The 21,991-nt window shown below is 41.6% G+C and carries 15 protein-coding genes; 3 read left to right on the forward strand and 12 right to left on the reverse strand.

From position 1 onward, the window contains the following. Positions 1 to 23: 23 nt before the first annotated feature. The 7 genes from KCG35_RS00705 to KCG35_RS00735 form a co-directional block, all read right to left on the reverse strand. Positions 24 to 3,131 carry a BRCT domain-containing protein gene (locus tag KCG35_RS00705; RefSeq protein WP_215817736.1) on the reverse strand — a complete coding sequence of 1,036 codons (3,108 nt, stop codon included), beginning with the start codon at positions 3,129 to 3,131 and terminating at the stop codon, positions 24 to 26. Between the two features lie 780 nt (positions 3,132 to 3,911). Then, positions 3,912 to 4,427 carry a shikimate kinase AroK gene (gene aroK, locus KCG35_RS00710; RefSeq protein WP_215817737.1) on the reverse strand — a complete coding sequence of 172 codons (516 nt, stop codon included), beginning with the start codon at positions 4,425 to 4,427 and terminating at the stop codon, positions 3,912 to 3,914. A gap of 16 nt (positions 4,428 to 4,443) precedes the next feature. Further along, positions 4,444 to 6,549, reverse strand: a complete 2,106-nt coding sequence (locus KCG35_RS00715; protein WP_215817738.1) for a type IV pilus secretin PilQ — start codon at positions 6,547 to 6,549, stop codon at positions 4,444 to 4,446. A 263-nt stretch (positions 6,550 to 6,812) separates the two neighbouring features. After that, complete coding sequence (locus KCG35_RS00720; RefSeq protein ID WP_215817739.1) at positions 6,813 to 7,340, reverse strand: pilus assembly protein PilP; 528 nt, start codon at positions 7,338 to 7,340, stop codon at positions 6,813 to 6,815. 9 nt (positions 7,341 to 7,349) lie between these two features. Then, positions 7,350 to 7,955: a type IV pilus inner membrane component PilO gene (locus KCG35_RS00725; protein ID WP_215817740.1), complete on the reverse strand. Its 606-nt coding sequence runs from the start codon at positions 7,953 to 7,955 to the stop codon at positions 7,350 to 7,352. Positions 7,956 to 7,957: 2 nt separating this feature from the next. After that, the gene (locus KCG35_RS00730; protein WP_215817741.1) at positions 7,958 to 8,524 is read right to left on the reverse strand and encodes a PilN domain-containing protein; all 567 of its coding nucleotides are present in this window, start codon (positions 8,522 to 8,524) and stop codon (positions 7,958 to 7,960) included. Beyond that, positions 8,524 to 9,588, reverse strand: a complete 1,065-nt coding sequence (locus KCG35_RS00735) for a pilus assembly protein PilM (protein ID WP_215817742.1) — start codon at positions 9,586 to 9,588, stop codon at positions 8,524 to 8,526. The genes KCG35_RS00730 and KCG35_RS00735 overlap by 1 nt, the downstream gene beginning before the upstream one ends. Before the next feature lie 187 nt (positions 9,589 to 9,775). Here KCG35_RS00735 and KCG35_RS00740 point away from each other — a divergent pair, with 187 nt between their 5' ends. Next, positions 9,776 to 12,178 (forward strand): penicillin-binding protein 1A, encoded by a 2,403-nt coding sequence (locus tag KCG35_RS00740; protein ID WP_215817743.1) that lies wholly within the window; start codon positions 9,776 to 9,778, stop codon positions 12,176 to 12,178. Between the two features lie 121 nt (positions 12,179 to 12,299). Here KCG35_RS00740 and KCG35_RS00745 read toward each other — a convergent pair whose 3' ends face one another. From KCG35_RS00745 to rpmE, 4 genes are all read right to left on the reverse strand, one after another. Continuing rightward, positions 12,300 to 13,565, reverse strand: a complete 1,266-nt coding sequence (locus KCG35_RS00745; RefSeq protein ID WP_215817744.1) for a malic enzyme-like NAD(P)-binding protein — start codon at positions 13,563 to 13,565, stop codon at positions 12,300 to 12,302. A 177-nt stretch (positions 13,566 to 13,742) separates the two neighbouring features. Continuing rightward, positions 13,743 to 15,215: a M48 family metalloprotease gene (locus KCG35_RS00750; protein ID WP_215817745.1), complete on the reverse strand. Its 1,473-nt coding sequence runs from the start codon at positions 15,213 to 15,215 to the stop codon at positions 13,743 to 13,745. Between the two features lie 47 nt (positions 15,216 to 15,262). After that, positions 15,263 to 16,183 (reverse strand): thermonuclease family protein, encoded by a 921-nt coding sequence (locus tag KCG35_RS00755; RefSeq protein WP_215817746.1) that lies wholly within the window; start codon positions 16,181 to 16,183, stop codon positions 15,263 to 15,265. After that, entirely contained in the window at positions 16,155 to 16,373 is a 219-nt protein-coding gene (gene rpmE, locus KCG35_RS00760) for a 50S ribosomal protein L31 (protein ID WP_215817747.1), read from the reverse strand. Before rpmE ends, KCG35_RS00755 begins: the two co-directional genes overlap by 29 nt. A 283-nt stretch (positions 16,374 to 16,656) precedes the next feature. Between rpmE and KCG35_RS00765 the strand changes: the two genes are divergently transcribed. Further along, positions 16,657 to 18,963, forward strand: coding sequence for a primosomal protein N' (locus tag KCG35_RS00765; protein ID WP_230408919.1), 2,307 nt, complete (start codon positions 16,657 to 16,659; stop codon positions 18,961 to 18,963). Positions 18,964 to 19,039: 76 nt separating this feature from the next. Here KCG35_RS00765 and argS read toward each other — a convergent pair whose 3' ends face one another. Next, complete coding sequence (gene argS, locus KCG35_RS00770) at positions 19,040 to 20,782, reverse strand: arginine--tRNA ligase (protein ID WP_215817748.1); 1,743 nt, start codon at positions 20,780 to 20,782, stop codon at positions 19,040 to 19,042. A 552-nt stretch (positions 20,783 to 21,334) separates the two neighbouring features. Between argS and KCG35_RS00775 the strand changes: the two genes are divergently transcribed. Then, a complete protein-coding gene (locus KCG35_RS00775) occupies positions 21,335 to 21,913 on the forward strand; it encodes an SPOR domain-containing protein (protein ID WP_215817749.1) in 579 nt (192 codons plus the stop codon). The last annotated feature ends 78 nt before the right edge of the window (positions 21,914 to 21,991 follow it).

The following is a 21,991-nucleotide window of genomic DNA, read 5'->3' on the forward strand; positions in this document are numbered from 1 at the left end:
AACTTCTTCCTGCTCTTTTTTAATTAGGCAAACTGCGTTGGATGTGCGCGACGAATACGTGTCAAAGCAACTAAACACGCTTCTCGTTCCATTTTACTTAAAGAGCGACTAAAGCCTTGTAGTAATGACCAAATTGCCTGAGCAAACTGCAAATCACGCTCTGCAAACTCTTGAATGGTCGCAATTAACGCACATTTACTTTTTATGGAGGAAAACGTTGTAGAAAAGGTCTCTTTATTTTTACTCATACGGGTAGGAGGAATGGTAAATAACTCACTACAGACTAATTGCTGCCAGTTTCTTAGTGAAATATTAACTGAGTTAATATCATTCATTTTTCGGTAGTGAAGCCACAGCTGATGTATTGCAAAATAACGCAGTTGTCGATCTGGGCTATCCAACAGTAATAAAAGTACATCTGCAGACAACTGACCGAGTTGTTGCAAAGCATAAAGGCCTAGTGTTCGTGCTGCTTTATGGTTTGATTCACATAACACTAACCAATCTGCAACTGTATACCGAGTTAGGTCTAAGTGGCAGGCCTTTAGCCTTTCGGGTTGATGTACAATGCTTGCTTGAATAAATACATTTACATCATGATAGTTCTGCTCAAGTAATTGAGCTAAGCGCTTAGTGCTTGGTAACCATGCCTGCCACTCATGCTCTACAAACCGTAAAGCAAAAGCGCGTAATTTGCGGTCATTGTGTTTAAGTAAAGGGAAAAAGCGCTGTAATGATAAAAACTCAGCAGGTATTTCTGCACCAGGGTCAACAGGACGATCTGTTTCAACTAAACAAAGCTGTTGGTGGTGACGAATTAAATAATGGCGGGCAAACTCAGCTAAGTTCTGCTGCTCCACTTTAGCTTCGGTAGCCCATTGCCATAATCTTTCACATCCGTTCATTATGTCTTCAGATGAAGACTCAACTTCCTGTCCCGACGTCTTTTTCAAAAATGCAGTTTCAGAAATAATTGCAATATCCGCACCCTGAGCTTGTAGTTGCTCAGCTTTAACCTGCTTGCTACCTTTCTTTCCATTACCATACAACGGTGAGCCTTCATCACCAATGACTAAGTAATTTAATTTTCCATTGACTGTGCTAGCAACTGCACCTCCTAGCTTTTTAACAAGTGCTTGTGCTTCACTCCTTGTCATCGTTGCCAACTTACCCGTAAATAAAAAACGCTGACCTTCAAAACTCACTAACTCAGCAGTTTGTGTCGACGAAGTTGATTCTGTCTCAGATTCGCTAATGACTTGAGATGATGTATTACTGGCAAAGTCAGCAGGTAAGAAATTAAGTGTAAGAACATCAACAGCAAAAGAATGATACGCAGTGTTAGATGATGCGGCTAAAGTCAGTAACCAATCTAAACCCAGTGTTTTAGCAGAGAACTGTCGTACATCTTTAAGCCAATAGCGGACCTCTTCTGCCAGATCTTCGGCAAAGTGAGTCACTGCAGGCCACTTTTTACCTTGGGTTAATAGCTGTGTTCGCCACTCAGCTTGCTGCCAATCTGGTTCATAAACCAGTGATTGACAAAATACAGCGCCAAACTTTTCTGCCTGTAGTTTACCTTCATTAACCCAGTCAATAACTGTTTCACTGGCTAAAGGATGGAGTAACAGTTGTTGTAAATGGCCTTGCGCCAAACTAGATAGATCAAAGTTTTTAATATTTGACAGGGCAAAGTCAGCAACGTAAGCACCTAATGGCTGCTCTTCATCAGTATTGATGAGTAACAAATCCAGGAAAAAGTCCAGAGTAATTTCAGATAAACTGAAATTATCAACCAAATAGCTAACGGCAAAATTAAAGGCTTCGTAATTATTCGCAAGCAGCAACTGCTTTAACCATGTTAAATTAATTTCTTTACGCGTATATAATTTTTTTATTTGCGCTGCTGCAAACTCGTGAGCATGCTTATCAACCAGCAATACTCCCCATGTTGAGAGTGGTACGCTTTTACGAAGATTAAACTGTTGAACAGAAGTCTCAGCAAACACTCTGGTATTCTTGTACTGTGACTGTAAAAGTTCAAGAAATTGATCACACGTTATTGCTTTGTTGTGAACCTGAAAAATGTCGATTGCAAACTGCCGAGCATCTGCAACTTGAGAGTTTAATAATCCCCACAACAAATCAAATAAGCCTAGTTGTAATAACGATTTTTGCTCATAAACAGGCGCATGATGTATTAACCAAATGACAAACTTATCAATTTCTTTACTTTGACCTGTTGGCAAACTCTTCAACCACTGACAAGGCAGTGATCGTAAGCCTGTTAAAAAGTATTTCTGTAATAGCTCAACTGTAAATCGTCTTACCAATTCAGCATTCGCTAATGACAATATTTTAATGAGGGGCTTTAAGTGTAACTGCCAAGCATCAGGAAATGCACAATGTTTAATGACATTTTGTCGATCGCGAATATAACGAAAATGAGTGCGAGAATACTTTTTACTACCATGATACAAAATATGGTTAGCAACCCACGTTGCAGTCCATGATGTATCATCGCGATAATGAATTAATACTTGCCCAGCGACTACTGGATAAAGTGATGGCCAACGCTTACCTATAATTCGTAAGGTACGCCATGCTCGGCGAGTAAGATACGTCAGCGTTTCAAGTCTCACCTCATGCTGAGATGGATTTGCCAGTGCCATATCAATTCGAGCAGCTAACAATCCATAGACTTCATAATCCTGCTCAGACTCAGCTAACTTAAAAATGAGTTTAATCGCACGCCAACAACCATAAACAAACGGTAGTTCTGTTAAAACCTGTAAAAGTATTTGCCGATCTACTACACACTTACTTTTCCACAGAGGTAATACCAACTTAAATATCAATAAGCGTCCATGAGTCTCAGGTAATTTGGTCGCTTGTTGAAAAAAACTTTCTCGCAAGTGTTGCTGTTGCTCTAGTGTTAGCTGCAAATAAGCTGGAGAACGCAAATACTGAACAAACTGCTCAACAGTCATTAACTCAGTTTGTTGTTCCTCACTTGGAAACTGCTCTATACCCTGCTGTTGATCTATATACTGACTAAGAAATGTAGAAAACTGGGGATCTTTTGAATGGAGGGCTTGTTGAAGTGTGCTTAACGATAATAATGCTGACAAGGTAACACCTTTATAATACTACTGGCTTGTCCATTTTAGTTTTTATCACTTACTTATATCCAACACGACATAACTGATACATACACTTTGTTAACTTATTACTTCAGCATGCTCAACTCGTACATCATTCTTAAATGGGAATATCTGGTTTCATTAAATTTATTATTACCGAACTAACGTCGCAATTTCTTATACCCAAAGCTGAGGGCAGTTATTTAGCAGAACTAAAGCTCTCACAAAAAATATGTGAGAATAGTAAACAGTTAATCATCATGTGGGGATAAAATTAAACCTAACAACTCGACTTATGTATATATCTTCTAAAAACAAGACACTATAAGTTAAGTTGTTAGGTTTTGCTTGCTGTGTGTCTACTTCATGACTTGGGACATGGAAGGCTCACTGGATCGCGCCACTATATACCGTTATGGTAACTAGCGAAACCGCGATTGCGTGGTTGGCTCAGGTCGCTGGTTACCATAACGGTATATAGTGGCAAAGCGAGCCTGAAATAGCCTTCCTTGTGTACAGTGCATAGTAATAAGCAAGAACGGCGCATCACCGCTCCGGTGTTTCCACCAAGCTAGACCATGACCAGCAAGTACATTATTTATATACCAGTTTAAGGTAGGGACTGCAACTGTTGTAAGACAAGTTGTAAATGATTTGGCGTAAATAATAAAAATAAACAGAAATACATCACTTGCTACTGTGTTTAAGGAAATGCTGGCAACCCCAGTAGCAAATCAAGCATGAAAATTAAATCAAGTACATACATATCTACTGTTGGATAACACGACAAATTTCGTTAACAACAGTGCGAGGGATTTTGTTATCTGTGGTAATAATATAGTCGGACACTTCTCTATATAATGGATCACGAATTTTCATTAAATTCGCTAACACAGCTTGAGGGTTCTCATTTTGTAGCAGTGGACGTCGTTTATCTCGAAATGTTCGTGCTAGTTGTTGCTCAACACTCGTATACAAGTAAATAACTGCACCTGTACTCTGTAATAACATACGACGATTTTTTTCCCGTAAAACAGCGCCACCACCAGTCGCTAAAACTATTCCATTCTGTTGAGTAAGTTCTTCTAACATCGCTGATTCTCGATCACGAAAACCTTCTTCCCCTTCTACATCAAAAATCCAGGGAATATCAGCACCTGTCCGTGCTTCTATTTCACGATCAGAGTCTTTGAACTCAACATCCAGGGCTTTAGAAAGCAAACGCCCGATGGTGCTTTTACCAGCACCCATCGGGCCAACCAAAAAGATACTCGTTTTAATCATGGCCTATACATGTCAATTAGCGTTTTGTTAGCGCATTATCAACAATTCTAGGCGTAATGAAAATCAGTAGTTCATTCTTTTTACGTCCATCAGTTGTTCGTTTAAACAATCTTCCAATAGCGGGTAAATCTCCTAAAAAGGGTACTTTACTCTCTATTAATTCATTTTCTTCTTCAAAAACACCACCTAGCACCAAGGTTTCACCATCAGGTACAAGTACTGTGGTATCTACTTCATTAGTATCAATAGCCAGTTCACCATTAAACTCAGTCTCTCCCACATCGTCTTTTTTAACATTAACTTTAAGCGTTATATGGCCATCGGGTGTAATTTGTGGTGTTACCTCTAATGACAACACTGCTTTTTTGAAAGACGTTGATGTTGCACCACTTGAACTTGCTTCTTGATAAGGTACTTCCTGGCCTGTTTCAATCCTAGCCATTTGCTTATCTTGCGTTAATATTTTTGGTTGAGAAATCAGCTCAGACCTATTTTCACTCTCCAGAGCATTTAACTCTAGGTTTAATATTGCACTGTTTGACACAAAACCAATGTTAAACGTGCTTGTTGGAGAACCAAGAGGCAAACTAACTAGACCTGCATTACCTGGTGTTGTTGAACCAGTAGTATTTTGGTCATCGTTACCACCTAATCGCCATTTACCATTTTTCTTTATCTTACCACCAGTCCATTGAACCCCTAAGTCGCTGGACATATCAACTTCAGCACTAACAATACGAGCCTCTATCATCACCTGCTTAACTGGAATGTCAATTTTAGTGAGCAAATCCCTTAGCTCATCAAGTTTGGATCGAGTGTCTTTTATTAACAGGCTATTAGTGCGATTAACAACCTGCACTGTACCTCTCTCAGAAAGTAACTGAACCCCTCCCTCTCCAGAAGAGCCTTGTAAAATACCTGCAATTTCACTTGCATCAGCATAGTTAATTTGCACTAACTCAGTATATGTAGGAGCAAGCTCTTCTATTTGTTGATTATTTTCCAGCTCTTGTTTTTCGCGTGCAGCAATTTCTTCTGCAGGGGCAACCATTAACACATTACCCACTTGCCGTTTGTCCAATCCTTTTGCCTTCAAAACAAGGTCAAGTGCTTGATCCCAAGGAACATTTTGCAGACGAAGTGTAATATCACCTGTAACCGTATCACTCGCGACTAAGTTTAAGTCAGTAAAATCAGCAATTAATTGCAATACTGATCGAACATCAATGTTTTGGAAATTAAGGGATAATTTCTCACCCGTATAAAGCGCCCGATCTCGTTTTAATTGCTCAACTTCTTTAGCCGTTAATGATTTTACACTGATAGTCAGTGTGTTATCTGTTTGATAAGCCAAGTAATCATATTCGCCTTCTGGCTCAATCGTGATAACAGCATTACCACGCTCGACAGTGGCATCAATGTAGTGAACTGGTGTTGCAAAATCAACTACATCTAGACGATTACGTAAATTTGTTGGAATTTGCGTTTCAGGAAACTCTAAACGAATCCGCCCGCCTTGTTCATTCATATCCAAGGGCACATTAGGATTCGATAATTGAATAACGATATTTCCCTCACCTTCTGCACCACGCTCAAAGTCAATACTACTAATAGCCTTGACATTTCTATTATATAATTTTTTTCGAGTTTGTTTATTGTTAACCGCTGGCGGAGTTTGTGTATATCTTGTTGTAGCACGCTGAGAAGTCTGCTGTGCTGCAGCTAGATCCTGCCCATCAGTACCAATTAAAATATATAAATTATTACCATCAATCCTAGTCGCATATTTAGCCGGCTGGTTTAAATTAACAACAAGGCGTGTTTTATCTTTTGTCTCTAAGACAGTAATACTTTTTGTATTACCAAAACCAATTTCATTGAATTTCTTCGCCAGGCCACTTTGTGCGCCTGGTAAATCAATAGAAATTCGCGCAGGGCGTTCAACTGTGTACCCTTTTGGCGTTGGCACTGCACCATCAAATTGCAGTTTTAGTTCAACTTTCTCCCCCGGAAGAGAGGCTACGTCCAGATCTGTAATGACTGATGCCAACGCCTGCCAGGAGTTGAAAGCCAAAACAGTGGCTATTGCCAAACCAGCTTTTCTTAAGCGTATGGTGTTCATACTTACCCACCAATGTTATTGAATACCACGATTATCACTGAGTCTTGAATAACCTTAACCAGAGCAGCTCAACATTAATAAATAAGCGAACTCATTCCGCTATCGCCAACATATTTATAAAAAATACGCATTAATGTTTCCAAGCTAATCCTTAAAGGCGGGCGATTCCCTGCCTTACACATTACTGTGTAAAGTTAGCGCAGCCAGCACTGGAGTAGTGAATTGAATAAAACAGACTTCCCCCGAAGATGTGCTTTAATGGCCTACCCTTCATTTAATGCAATTGTTCTAGGGCGTTCTACCCACTTATCTTTACCACTTGGGACAATTTCCGTCACTTTTATTTCAGTTTCTGTAATTGAAATAATTTTACCGTGATTTCGTCCTAAGTAATCTCCCTCTTTGACTCGATGGACACCTCCCCCTCCTCGAACCAAAGCCCAAAAACCATCATCGTTACTGATGCTACCAACCATCTGGAATGTTTCTATACCATAATTTTCCAAATACTGTTTTGGACGATTAAAATCCGGTTTAACCGACGACTCCTGTTGTTCTTTCTTTTCTGACACCTGAATAGGTGCTATAAAAGGACTTCGTAGCCCCGATGCACTATAAGTGAATGCTTCATACGGTTTAACGATTGGAATAGGTGGTATATTTCCTTTTGGTCGAGCTCTCACTTCATCCATAAATGATTGTAAATCTTCATACTCCCTACTCGTACAACCAGCCAGTAACACAGCACTGCTCAATAACGCTACCAGGGAAACTTTAGTGTAACCGCTCATATCCAGCCCCTAGTTTCCTTCAGTCTTCTCGTTATAACGATAAGTCTTAGCAATAATACTCATCGTCAGTATTTCAGCATTATTTTGCTGTGGCTTAATATCAAAATTATGTAACGTTACAATTCTTGATAAGCTTGCGACAGAACTTACAAAGTTACCTAAATCGTGATAATTACCCTGAACTCTTATTTGAATTGGGAGTTCGATATAAAATTCTTTTGTAATTTCTGGCAGCAGATCAATCGAATTAAAGTATAGACCACTTCTTAAACCTGCACGACTAATGTCTTCTAAAAGCCCAGGCACTTCTGTATCTGTAGGAAGCTGTTTAACCAAATCACCTAATGTACGCTCCATTTCAACCATCTGAGTTTTATAAGCATCAAGGTTTGCAGCCTGGAATGCTTTAATTCTGAATTGTTCTTTTAACTGGTCTTCTTCTTTTTGAACCGTTTCGTATCGATCATTTAATTCTTCTAAATGAAATTTATAGCCTAAAAATAATACAGCGCCAAAAAGAATAATCGCCACAACGATTTTTATAGGCGCCGGCCATGATCCAACATTCTCAAGATCTAACTCATTTATATTTTTAAAGGAATCAGCAACACTCATGGTTACTTCTCCTTATCTTTTTTATCAGCTTCAGGCGTTGTCTTTAACACCGCCATGACGAAGTTGTTCATAGACTTATTCGCAGAATTTCTTTTCACTGATGTTAAATTAGGCTCTTTAAACCATTTAGAGCTATCAAACTGTCGCATCAGCGTTGAAACACGGTTATTAGATTCAGCGACCCCGGTAATCGAGAGTTTATTACTTGCAAGTACTAAGTGATTAAAATACACACCATCGGGAATAACACGTACAAGCTCATCAAATATCCTAACAATAATGGGGCGGTCTCCTTGCAAGCGTTTGATAACATTCATCCGCTCAAGTAATTGCTCTCGCCTCTTTTTTAATTCTTTTATCTCGTCGATCTTTAAATCCAAAGCAGCAATTTCTTTTTTCAGAAACTCATTTCGTCCCTGCTGGTTAGCAATTGCCCCATTGATCTGCCGGTCTCCTAAAAAAACCAGTCCCGCAGCTATGGCAACTGTTACCCCTAAGGCTGTCAAAAAGTGTTTTTTCCGTTCTTCTCTTCGCTTTTCCCGCCATGGAAGAAGGTTTATTTTTGCCATCAGTCAAAACTCCTCATGGCCAAACCACAGGCAATCATCATTGCTGGCGCATCGTTGCTTAAAGCCGTCGCATTGACTCGACTGGCAACAGCCATATCGGCAAATGGATTAGCGATCATTGTTGAGTCACCAATTTTTTCCTGAACCAACTTATCCAGGTCACTCAAACACGATGTGCCTCCAGCAAGAACAATATAATCAACATCGTTAAACTGGCTAGATGAGTAGAAGAATTGCAATGACCGGGAAACCTGTTGAACAACAGCTTCTTTGAAAGGAATCAACACCTCTGACTCATAGTCATCAGGTAAACCACCTTGTTTTTTTGCCAGCCCTGCATCCTCAAAAGAGAGTCCATAACGTCGCTGTATTTCTTCAGTCAGCTGTCGACCACCAAACAACTGCTCTCGAGTATAGATGGTTTTCCCTTCATTAAGCACACTCAACGTCGTCATTGTGGCGCCTATATCCACAATGGCCACAGTTTGACGCTCATCATCCAGATTTAATTGCTTGGCAATTTGCTCAAATGCCCGTTCCATAGCATAAGCTTCAACATCCACGACTCTCGCTGCCAACCCAGCATGTTCAAGCACAGCTTCACGCATCTCCACATTTTCCCGCCGACACGCTGCTAATAGCACGTCGACCATCTCAGAGTTTCGCTGTGATACACCTTGAACTTCAAAGTCAATGGCTACTTCATCAAGTGGATAAGGTATATACTGATCAGCCTCTACCGATATCTGATTTTCCATTTCATCTTCAGAAAGCGAGGCATCCATTTCGATGTGTTTGGTAATGACTGCAGAGCCTGCAACCGCTACCGAAGCGTCCTTACAGCTACTGCGCGACTTTTTGAGTGCTTTGGCGATAGCCTCACCAACAGCATCAACTTCATTGATGTTTTTTTCAACAACCGAGTTCTCGGGTAAAGGCTCAACACCATACGCCTCTACTTTGAAACGGTTACCACTTCGACTTAACTCCAACAACTTGACAGATGTGGAGCTAATGTCTACCCCCAAAACGGGTTTTGATTTCTTATTGAGGAACCCTAACACGGATAATTCCCTATCAAGACGGCCACTTACAGTAAAAAGCTCATTATTTACATTAAATACCAGACTTTACATTCGCGCAATTATGTGAAATGCAAAAAAAGTCCTTATAATCGATACTAAAACAATGCAAAATTGATTAACCACTTCGCTAACTCCTTAATATGTCTAGAAAAAAACGAGGAATACTGTGACACTGATCAGATTTTTTATTTGGACCACTTTTCTCTTAATATGTGGCACATTCCTCATTTTGGCAGGTGTATACCTATACCTTAGCCCAGCATTGCCATCTGTTGAAAGTTTACGTGACATTAATTTGCAAACCCCATTACGGATATACTCAAGCGATAACAAACTCATTGGTGAGTTTGGTGAGCAAAGGCGCGCACCTATTGCCTTCGAAGACACCCCAAAACAAATGATCAATGCGTTTGTCGCTGCAGAGGACAACCGCTTCTTTTCTCACAACGGCGTTGATCCCAAAGGTCTGGGTCGAGCAGTTGCTCAGCTCCTAAAAAGCGGTGCCATACAATCTGGCGGTAGTACCATCACCATGCAGGTTGCCCGTAACTTTTTCCTCAGCAGAGAACGGGTCTTCTCCCGTAAGTTCAATGAAATTCTACTTGCCTTACAAATCGAAAAGGAACTCTCCAAAGGCGACATCATTGAGCTCTACATGAATAAAATCTACCTGGGTAACCGAGCTTACGGTATTGCTGCTGCCGCAAAGGTTTATTATGGCAAACCCATTGATCAACTCAGTTTAGCTCAATTTGCAATGATTGCAGGATTACCTAAGGCACCTTCGGCATATAACCCCATAGTAAACCCTGAACGCGCTTTAGAACGCCGCAACTGGATTTTAGGACGCATGCATTTCCTCAGTTTTATAAGTCAAGATGAGTATGATGCTGCAGTCGCAGAGCCTATCACTGCGAGTTATCATGGCCTTAAAATTGAACTAAAAGCCCCCTACTTGGCAGAAATGGTTCGCCAAGACATGGTCGAGCGCTTTGGTTCTCATGCTTATACTGATGGCTACACGGTTTACACGACTGTATCCAGTAAACTACAAAATTCTGCTCAGGAAGCTATACACCTAGGTTTATTAGAATATGAGCAACGCCATGGCTATAGAGGCCCAGAAAAACAACTGCCACCCACAGAATACGATGAAGAGGCATGGCAAAAAGAGCTGAAACAAACGTCTACTGTCGGTAATCTAGAGCCTGCCATTGTAACGCATGTTGGTTCTGATTCGATTGATGTAATGATGAAACACGGGCCTGCCAGTGTTAGTTGGGAAGGTCTGAAATGGGCTCGTCGTTATCGCAATGTCAATTCTCTAGGCTCTCAGCCAAAATCTCCTGCAGAGGTTGTGAATGTTGGTGATCTAATCAGGTTATTTAAACCAAGTGGGAAAGATATTTACGAGCTTGGTCATATTCCTAAGGTACAAGGTGCTTTAGTCTCTCTAAACCCCACTGATGGAGCAGTTATAGCCGTTGTCGGTGGATTTGATTATAGCCACAGTAAGTTTAACCGTGCAGCACAAGCTGCTCGTCAAGTAGGCTCTAACTTCAAACCCTTTATTTACAGTGCCGGCTTAGAGAATGGCTTCACTGCTGCAACAACCATCAATGATGCACCTATTGTTATGCCTGATGCTAACCTGAAGGTGTGGCGTCCAGAAAATGCGGGAGGTAAGTTTTTTGGTCCAACTCGATTACGCAAAGCACTTTATTTATCTCGCAATCTTGTGTCTATCCGCCTCTTACAAGCTATGGGTGTTGATAAAGCCATTAACTATGTGACACGTTTTGGCTTTGATGAGAAAAAGCTAGTGCCCAACCTATCTCTGGCCTTAGGTGCTGCTGAATTCACGCCTATGGAGCTTGCCACAGGTTATGCCGCTTTAGCGAATGGTGGCTACCAGGTTAAGCCATACTTTATAAGTCGCATTGACCACCTGGACGAAACTGTGTACCAAGCTACGCCTTATAAAGTCTGTAAAACGTGCCCACCATCACCTGACCCATCAAAAGTAGCGGATGAAGCAGAACTACTTTTGACTGATGATGATGGTTCCAGCTTTTATCCTGCTCAGCAAGTTATGGACCCACGAGTTAACTACATTATGTATACCATCCTGCAGGATGTTATAAAACATGGCACAGGACGCCGAGCACTGGCATTAAAACGCAGTGATCTTGGTGGAAAAACAGGCACCACAAATGACCAGAAAGATGCCTGGTTTTCTGGGTTTAATGCCGATATCGCAACCTCTGTTTGGGTTGGTTTTGATCAACCAAAAACCCTTGGGAGAAGAGAGTATGGCGGTACAGCGGCATTACCCGTATGGATTCGTTTTATGACTGAAGCACTCGCTGATAAACCAGAACATCCCCTACCACAGCCTGATGGCTTAGTACGTGTTCGTATTGATCCAGAAACAGGCATGGCTGTTGCCGCAGGAACACCAGGGGCAATGTTTGAAATTTTCTTAAAAGAAAATGCACCCGAATATGATCCATCAGTCGCAATGCCAAGTATCAATGATGATGCCCTTAAAACAGAGGAGATTTTCTAGCAAGGAAAGCCCATAAAGCATTTATCAATAGTGTAACTCAAAAGAAAAAAGGCACCGATCTGGCGCCTTTTTTTAATGACTCACTTTTTGAGTCCATATACACTGGCTACATTAACTGGAACTATTTAATATCCCCAATTGCCAGCAGAGGATAATGTTTCGGGTAAGGAAGTTTGGCCACACCACTATCAACAGCCGCTTTGGCTACAGCAGCTGATACCACATTGAGTAGTCTTATATCCATTGGTTTTGGGATAATATATTCTCGTCCGAAGCTGAGTGGCTTACCACCATAAGCGTTAACAACATCTTCAGGAACAGGCTCTTTAGCAAGATTTTTTAACGCGTGGACTGCAGCCAGCTTCATTTCTTCATTGATGGCAGTAGCTCTAACATCTAGAGCCCCACGGAAAATAAATGGAAAACCTAATACGTTATTGACCTGATTAGGATAGTCAGAACGACCTGTTGCCATAATGACATCATCACGAACAGATAAAGCAAGCTCTGGTTTAATTTCTGGATCAGGGTTTGAGCAAGCAAATACAATTGGGTTAGGTGCCATTTTCTTCAACTGCTCAGGAGATAGCAGATTCGGCCCAGATAGTCCTAAAAAGACATCAGCAGCATCGATAGCCTCATCTAACGTACGTTTTGAGGTTTCATTTGCAAAGGCAGCTTTATACTGGTTTAAGTCAGTTCGACCACTATGGATCACCCCTTTACGGTCAAGCATATAAATATTTTCAGGCTTCATGCCACAAGAAATAAGTAGCTTAGAGCAGGCAATAGCCGCTGCACCAGCCCCTAAACAGACCATGGAAACATCACTGATTGACTTACCTGCTAGCTCCAGCGCATTCAACATGCCTGCAGCAGTAACAATGGCAGTTCCATGCTGGTCATCATGAAATACAGGAATTGAACAAAGTTCGATCAGCTCACGTTCAATATCAAAACACTCTGGCGCTTTAATATCTTCTAAATTAATTCCGCCAAAACTAATAGCAATGCGCTTTACTGTGTCGATAAATGCTTGTGGGCTTTCAGAGTCAACTTCAATATCGATGGAGTTTATACCTGCAAAGCGCTTAAACAATAAGCTTTTTCCTTCCATAACAGGTTTGCTAGGTAAAGCGCCTAAGTTACCTAAACCTAAAATTGCTGAGCCATTACTAATGACTGCAACTAAGTTACCTTTACCTGTGTATTTATAAGCATTTTCGGGATCTTTGGCGATTTCACGAACCGGTTCTGCAACACCAGGACTGTATGCAAGCGCTAAATGTCGTGCAGTTTCAGCAGGTTTAGTCAACTCAATACTGATTTTTCCTGGTATAGGATTGGCGTGATACTCCAGTGCAGCGTTTCTTAAGTCCTCGGACATGGCGTTGTTTTCCAATTATTTGTTGTTAAATTAAAAGGCTTAAAGAAAAGGCATTTCTCCCTTAAGCAGGCAATGTTGCATAAACATTTACAAAATTTAATAGTCAGTTTTACGTAATCATGTGTCAACGTGTTACCCAATTTGAGTATTAATTCTGCTACTTAGAAAGTGCTTGTTTTATTTAATAACCTTTAACCATTGGCCTACTTTCGGTTCCCCTTTAGGATACATATCATTGATTAAACGTAGTTGAAGCTCAGCATGTTCCCTCAAAGAACTTCTCTTTGCTAACTCAGAAAATGTAATACCTGGCTTTACTTTAATAAGCGTAAGCTTGTTCCCTTCTGCTCGTTGATAGTCTTGTAGGGGTAACAGTTGAAAGCTCTTAATGATCTGCAAGAATTCAACATCATAGCTTGCAAATGCCGAACTCTGTTTCACCTGCCCTTGTAAAATAAATACTTTTCCCTGATGAAACAAAATCGCCAAACGTATATAGCTTCCACCCAACTTAGGCTGGATAACTGCCGTGTAACCAATAGTATTACCTATACGAATTGACTCCCCTCCTCGTAATCGATAACGCTGACCAGCCAATGATTTTAAGTAAGCATCAGGTCTGAAGCCATTTTTTATTGGGCCTTGCTCCATAACGAAAACGGCCTCTTTTTCAATAGGGTGAGCAACTAAGCGAGCATGCGTATTAATAATTTTCCAGTGCCGGGGAAAGCGTAACTTAAAGTTCATCGGTTTATGTAAAAATTGATTATTTACTGTTACACCACTGTTGACGCTTTCGCCAAAAGCCAAACCATTTATTTTCTGTAGGTACCGATCAGAAAACACATATCCTTGAGATTGAGTTGATACACTTGTCACTACTTCATGTAGCCGAGTGTCATTCTCAGGGTGTGTTGAAAAAATACCATGATAGGTACTTACCTCCCTGCCCTCAGCTTCAGCCTTTTTCTTAGCCCACATTTCATGGTGTTTTAGTATTTTCACCACATTAATCATGGCTTGTGGGTTATAACCCGCTTTAGCAAGGTAAGAAGCTCCCAAACCATCAGCTTCAAGTTCATGCTCCCGACCATACCCTCTTACCACCGCGGTACCCAAAATATTGGTTAAATCACCTGCAACCCCTATGCCTGTATAGGCTGCAACCACTTGACCAAACACATTACTGGCAGTACTCATACCATGTTGCTGAACACTATGTCTTGCTGTGACATGTGCAACTTCATGAGCTAGCACTGCAGCCAATTCGGCCTCAGAATTTAAATAAGCTAGTAATCCACGATAGACATAGATATAACCACCAGGCAAGGCAAATGCATTGACTTCTGGAGAGTCAATTACCTTAAATTGGTAAGGTAATGAAGGGCGATGGCTAACACGAGCCACCTTAAGTCCAACCTCTTGGACATAGCGTTGTAACTTTTGAGTATCAAGTATGGCAAGCTGCTTACGAATCTGTTGGTTATTTTTGCGTCCAACCTTCTGCTCATCTTGCTCACTCATTAATACAAAATCATAGTCACCCGTTGCAGGGTTAACTGCACAACCTGAAAAACAAAAACAGCTCCCTACCAGAAGAACCAAGATCAAATTCTTACAAGGATAGGATGAAGAAATGATACGTTTCATGAGTATTTACAATTTTATGCATGTTGCCAGACATTAGCACAATAAGACTAGTGTACACTTATTGAGGATTTTTTTAGCTGAATCACTGCGGGATGCCTCACAGCCATCAACCAACGAGCATAGTGCTTTGGCAGTTTACGCCCTTTTTTTCGCCGATCAATTAACCAGCCACGCACTTCTATTGTTGTATTCGCTAACTTTTTGACCCATTCCACACTGAAAAAAGGTTGATCTTTCTGCTGAATTTTTAACGCCACATTATTATCAGCCAGAATTACCCACCAATTATTTCGGGTAATAATGACACGTGTTACAGGGCCGTATATAAGATGAAAGCCAGATTGACGAATACGATCTGCACTTATTGGTGACTGATCCCGCCAAATATTTTGTTTCTTATTTCGAGCTTGTTGCTCAGCCGCCATAAAGCAAGACAACAACTCAATATTTGGTGGAATAGCAATGTAAAAGCCTAGCCCTTTGAACAATAAATGCTCAGAAAGCAGCTCTCCTTGTTGATTAACAACATAAGCCAACCTTCTTCCATAATGATCATGTTGCTGTTTTCCTGTTATCAAAACAAGGTGTTTTGAGTATTCCGCTAACCAGTGTTTGGCTTCTTTTTTTGCCATTAGCGCATAAGGTTCTGGGGGTTGGCCATCATAGCCTATCTCGGGCGTATTAATACCTATCAAACGGATTTTTTGTTTATCCGCATAGAGGGTATCACCATCAATTACCACAGGATTATGGAGTAGCTGTTGTTTTCCTTTGGGTTTATTACAGCTGGGCTGCGTTGTTGATTGATAAGAAACTGTAGTAGAGAGGAAACTTGATGGAGGAAGAGTTGAAGCAAACGTAGAGGATAGATAAAAAACCGTTAAAACAAAAAAGGCGCTAATAATCAGCGCCTTCTCAGAGAATCTCTGCGCGTTGGTATTATGCTTTACGTGTAGTGCGCATACCAAAACGTTGCTTAAAGCGTTCAACACGACCACCAGTATCAAGAATCTTTTGTTTACCAGTGTAGAACGGGTGGCAAGCAGAGCATACTTCAATGCTAAAATCTTTGCAGACAGTGGACTTAGTCTTGATTACATTGCCACAGCTACAAGTGATGTCAACTGTCTCATAATTTGGATGAATTTCTGCTTTCATGACGTTTCCTCTTGTATCATGTGCCGCTACCCGAACCCTTTACATACACACTTTGTCAGGCACCGCACTTACTGTAAATAATATATTTAGCACTTAAAGCATGCTAGGGTAGTAACGCAAGTGTACACTACCACCTAAATAAAACTGACCGGGCATCTTACCAGAAAGTATAGTAATGGCAACCTCCAGCAATCGCTGGTCATTATTTATCCTATAGTGGATTCCTACTGCAAAATCTATGATGCTACGCTTAAGCAGAAATTGCCGGTTATGATGTGCTATTTTGAGCAGCCTTATTAAACCTTTACTAAATCGCATCACTATGGGCAACTACGCCAAGTCAGAACCAACACATTACCTTCAGGTTGCCTTGCCAACCCCATTACGCAGAGTATTTGACTACCTTCCTCCCAAATCAGGTATTGACTTTTTAAGGCCAGGCATTCGACTCAAAGTCCCCTTTGGCCCCCGAAAACTTATTGGCATTCTTATAGCTATTACAGCAAAGACAGATATACCGCTAGCCAACCTAAAGCGCGTAGAGCAAGTTCTTGATGAGCAGCCAATAATTCCTAAAGACATACTGGAGCTTTGTCGGTGGGTCGCCCACTACTATCACTATAGCCTTGGAGAAACTCTCGGTACTGCCACCCCCACGGCGTTACGACAAGGTAGACCTGTTGCTCAGCAGACTCGAAAACTATGGCGTCTTACCTATCCCAACGCAGAAGCTCCAAGCCATATAGCACGTAATGCTAAGCTACAACTGGCTGCCTGGCAGTTGTTAAAACAACACCTAAAAGGTTTACATGAGCCCATGCTAAAAAGCTTGGGAGTCAGTAATCAGACGCTTTCAGCTTTGGAAAAAAAAGGGGAAGCAGAATGCATTTATGAAAATCTGCCTACGCTTCATACCATGCCACAAAGCATACTGCATGAGGCACCCTTAACGCTCAATCCCGAGCAGGCACATGTTGTCCAGCAGATACTGCAAACCGCACAACAGTTTCAGGTCTTCTTACTACAAGGAATTACAGGTAGTGGAAAAACAGAGGTCTATTTACAACTGATCGAGCAAACGCTAAAAGCCGGTAGACAAGCGCTGGTACTCATCCCTGAAATAGGCTTAACCCCACAAACATTACACCGCTTTGAGCAGCGATTTGCTGTTCCCATCGCCGTTATTCATTCAGGGTTAAACGACAATGAGCGTTACCTTGCCTGGCAAAAAGCAGTTGATTATCGAGTCGGGATTATTATTGGTACACGTTCAGCCGTATTCACTCCCCTCGCCAAGCCTGGTTTAATCATCATTGATGAAGAACACGATGCATCCTATAAACAACAAGACAGCTTACGCTACTCGGCCCGAGATATCGCTATTTATCGGGCTAGACAAGCCAACATTCCTATTGTACTGGGCAGTGCCACACCATCCCTAGAGTCTGTGCATAATGCTCAGACCCACCGCTACCGACATTTACATTTAAGTCAACGAGCAGGCCAAGCTAAACCTCCTAGCATCGAGCTGCTTAATATTCGAGGGGAAACCTTACAGGCTGGCTTATCTCCAGCCCTCCAACAGAAAATAACGCAACACCTGGAAAAAGGTCAGCAAGTACTCATTTTTATTAACCGTCGAGGCTATGCACCGACTCTTCTTTGTCATGAGTGTGGCTGGGTTGCAGATTGCCCTGACTGCGATGCCCACCTAACCATTCACCGTCAACCACCCCATTTACACTGTCACCACTGTGACTATCAGCAGTCTATTCCTGTACGCTGTGGGCACTGTAATACAGCAAGCCTATTTCCAGTTGGGGCAGGTACAGAGCGTATTGAAGACTTTCTGCTTAGTCAGTTTGACCCTATCCCCATTATTCGCATCGACCGTGATAGCACACGTGGTAAAACGCGCTTACAAGAACTTTTTAGCGATATACACCAAGGCAAACCGGCCATTCTTGTCGGCACTCAAATGTTGGCAAAAGGCCACCATTTTCCTAAAGTGACGCTAGTTGCCATTCTGGATGCTGACTCAGGACTGTTCAGTACCGACTTTCGTGGCTTAGAAAGATTGGGACAACTCGTTACTCAAGTGGCAGGTAGAGCGGGTAGAGGAAAGTTAGCTGGAGAGGTAATCATACAAACCCATCACCCTGAAAGCCCAGTATTGAACAGATTGGTAACAGAAGGGTATGAGGTATTTGCCAAAACACTGTTAGCCGAACGAGAAAAACTTAGCTTGCCTCCCTATAGCTATTTAGGGCTATTTAGAGTGGAATGTAAAAACCAAGAAGAGGGTGAGCGGCTATTACTTCAACTGCGAGAATTGATAAGCCAGTTTCTGCAATACAATAACCTGAATGGCCCCCTTGGTGTTACATTACTTGGACCTCTTCCAGCGCCGATGGAAAAACGACAAAGTTGGTATCGATGGCAGCTGCTCATCAGTAGTCCTTCTCGACAACCACTCCACACAGCGATTACATTTGCCATCCATCAACTAGAAGGTGGAACTCAAGCAATGATTAAACTTGCACGTAAAGTACGCTGGTCTGTGGATATTGACCCTCAAGACATGATGTAAACAACACACTTAAGAAACACAATAAAAAAGGGCTTAAAAAAGCCCTTTTTTACACACAGAATAAAACAATAAAATCTTACATCTGCTCCACAGTATCAATACCCAATACATCAAGCCCTGCTTTAAGAGTATTAGCCACCAGTGCACAAAACAATAAACGGCTCTGTTTAGTTGCTTCTTCCACACCGGCCTTATTAACTGGACAAGCTTCATAAAAGGTCATAAATGTACCCGCCACATCATATAAATAACCACACAACAGGTGTGGCTGGCCTTCAGCGACCATGACATCAAGGGTTTCATGAAACTGCATCAGTTTCATAGCCAAAGTACGCTCTTCAGGAGCTGTTACCATCAACTCACCCGATAACTCTTCTGGTTGCACGCCAGCTTTCCGAAAGATACTTTTCACACGAGTATAAGCATACAAGATATAAGGCGCTGTATTTCCATCAAACGCCAGCATATTGTCCCAGTTGAAAATGTAATCGCTGGTACGGTTCTTAGAAAGGTCAGCATACTTAATCGCACCCATGGCAACAGCACGAATAACGTCTACTTTTTGCTCCTCATCTAAATTAGGGCTTTTCTGTGCTATCAATGTAGCCGCACGGTCTTCGGCTTCATCTAATAACTCGGCAAGTTTCACAACCCCACCTGCTCTGGTTTTGAAGGGCTTACCATCATCCCCCAACATCATGCCAAATGCATGGTGCTCTAGTGAGCAGCGAGGCGTAGAAAATCCAGCTTTTTTACAAATTGAAAAGACCTGTTCAAAATGCTGCGCTTGTCGTGCATCAACATAATACAGCACACGATCAGCATGTAGTGTATGACAACGATAACGAATAGCGGCTAAATCTGTTGTTGAATATAAAAAGCCACCATCTTTCTTCTGAATAATGACCCCCATTGGCTCGCCGTCTTTGGTTTTAAACTCATCCAAAAAAACAACCTTAGCGCCCTGGTCATCAGTCAGTAAGCCCTTTTCATCAAGTAACTTAATAACATTAGGCAAGTCATCGTTATAGGCACTTTCAGCCATAACATTATCACGTGTCAGCGATACATTGAGTCGATGGTAAATTTCTTCACTGTGATTCAATGAAATATCAATGAACTTTTCCCATAATTTTTTGCAGTGCTCATCACCACTTTGTAGCTTAACCACGTACTCACGAGCCACTTCAGCAAATTCTGAGTCTTCATCAAAAGACTTTTTAGCGTCTCGATAAAAGGTTTCCAGATCAGACAGTTCCATAGAAACAGCGTCTGGGTTTTCTGCCGCTAACCGCTCCATATAGGCTATTAACATCCCAAACTGGGTACCCCAGTCACCCACGTGGTTTTGACGAACAACTTTATGGCCCAAGAATTCAAAGGCTCTAGTTACAGAATCGCCAATGATTGTGCTACGCAAATGACCTACATGCATTTCTTTTGCTAAGTTAGGCGATGAGTAGTCAATCACAATTGTCTTTGATTTATCCGCTTTAGGCACCCCAACTCTAGGATCTGTTATCCACTGTTGAAGTTGCTGTTGCATCCATTCAGGCTTTAAAAAGATATTAATAAAGCCAGGGCCTGCGATTTCTATCTTTTCAGCTACATCAGCCAAACTGAGTTGTCGAATTACATTTTCAGCCAGCTCACGAGGATTCTTGCCAAGCTTTTTCGCAGCACCCATTACTCCATTAGCCTGATAGTCACCGAAGTTAGCTCGCGCGCTGGTTCGTACCATTGCTTGAGTTCCTTCTGGCGCCCCAGCGGCAACTAACGCCCGGCTAACTTCGGATTCTAAAAACTGGCGAATGTTCATCAGATTTCCTTTGTTTGCTGTTACCAGATGCATAAGCAAAAAGCCCGATTAGCAATGCTAATCGGGCTTGTGTTACATTCTACGAGCACAGACCGACAGGCTTGCTATCATAACTGCAGTAATGAAAAGCCTCGTCGGAATGGTAATAATGCAGATGTCCCCCAATAAAGCGTTATGGGCGTAACACCTCCATAAAAATTCTGTACAGTCTTACCTAAAATATATTTCATAGCGCGTGCATACTAGCCGAATCTTGACATCAAAACAACTTTAGTGTTCGGCTACTGATAATTCAAATAAGCTTTGGCATAATGCACGTCAATTATTGTCTTCAAAATACATCTCAAGTGCCTTATCTGAACGATAAACCTCAAATTTTTAATGATGAAACTGAATACACTTGCAACATATATAGTCTACTAAATTAACAAACTATATATACTTCAAGTTGATGGTAAATTCAGCGTGAGGCACCTGATTCAAAAACGAAGGAAGACATTTTTCAATTTTTTGATAATCTTTTCACATAGGTAAGTAAAGAAACGTAAGATTATGACAAAACGCGGTGCAAGTCGTAAAACCAAGCAAACCCAGCAAGCACGCCCCTCTGGACTCCCCTGGCTAGTCACAGGTGTTGTGGTTGGACTCTTTTTAGCTTTTCTGATCAAGCTTGTCCCTAATGCAAGTGATATACGCAAAACTGTCACTCAAAATAACAAGCCTGCTTCAGAACAACAATCAGGTAGTCCATCTAAGGCTGTCTTTGACTTTTATACGCTACTGACAGAATCTGAAACAGTTGTACAAAATGTGGAAGAAAATGAAGTATTACCAGCAAAATTAACGCAATCCAAGAAGCAAACTCCAGCACCGTCTCCTCCAGAGAAAGCTGCACAGACTAAATATGCGCTTCAAGCTGGCTCGTTTAGAAGCCGACTGGATGCAGACCGCCGACGAGCAGAACTCATTCTACTGGGTCTGACCGCACAAACCCAGCCTGTTAACATCCGCAATGGTGAAACCTGGTATCGTGTACAAGTAGGTCCATTTGCTAATAAACAGCAAATGGTGAGTGTTAAGGGCAATTTAGCGCAACATAATATTGACTCGATTGCGCTTCAGATTAAGTAACCCCCCCCTCATCCATTGTCCTTGAATTATTCATTAGATACCCCATATTGAAAACATACCCGAGCCTGATATCAGGCT

Origin of the sequence: Zooshikella harenae (assembly GCF_018837975.1) — a bacterium.
In the GTDB taxonomy this organism is placed as follows: domain Bacteria; phylum Pseudomonadota; class Gammaproteobacteria; order Pseudomonadales; family Zooshikellaceae; genus Zooshikella; species Zooshikella harenae.

Coding starts and splice junctions, on each gene's coding strand:
- KCG35_RS00720 (WP_215817739.1), bottom strand. CDS start 7,340: ATGAGCGGTTACACTAAAGTTTCCCTGGTAGCGTTATTGAGCAGTGCT.
- aroK (WP_215817737.1), bottom strand. CDS start 4,427: ATGATTAAAACGAGTATCTTTTTGGTTGGCCCGATGGGTGCTGGTAAA.
- KCG35_RS00725 (WP_215817740.1), bottom strand. CDS start 7,955: ATGAGTGTTGCTGATTCCTTTAAAAATATAAATGAGTTAGATCTTGAG.
- KCG35_RS00745 (WP_215817744.1), bottom strand. CDS start 13,565: ATGTCCGAGGACTTAAGAAACGCTGCACTGGAGTATCACGCCAATCCT.
- KCG35_RS00730 (WP_215817741.1), bottom strand. CDS start 8,524: ATGGCAAAAATAAACCTTCTTCCATGGCGGGAAAAGCGAAGAGAAGAA.
- KCG35_RS00715 (WP_215817738.1), bottom strand. CDS start 6,549: ATGAACACCATACGCTTAAGAAAAGCTGGTTTGGCAATAGCCACTGTT.
- argS (WP_215817748.1), bottom strand. CDS start 20,782: ATGAACATTCGCCAGTTTTTAGAATCCGAAGTTAGCCGGGCGTTAGTT.
- KCG35_RS00775 (WP_215817749.1), top strand. CDS start 21,335: ATGACAAAACGCGGTGCAAGTCGTAAAACCAAGCAAACCCAGCAAGCA.
- KCG35_RS00750 (WP_215817745.1), bottom strand. CDS start 15,215: ATGAAACGTATCATTTCTTCATCCTATCCTTGTAAGAATTTGATCTTG.
- rpmE (WP_215817747.1), bottom strand. CDS start 16,373: ATGAAAGCAGAAATTCATCCAAATTATGAGACAGTTGACATCACTTGT.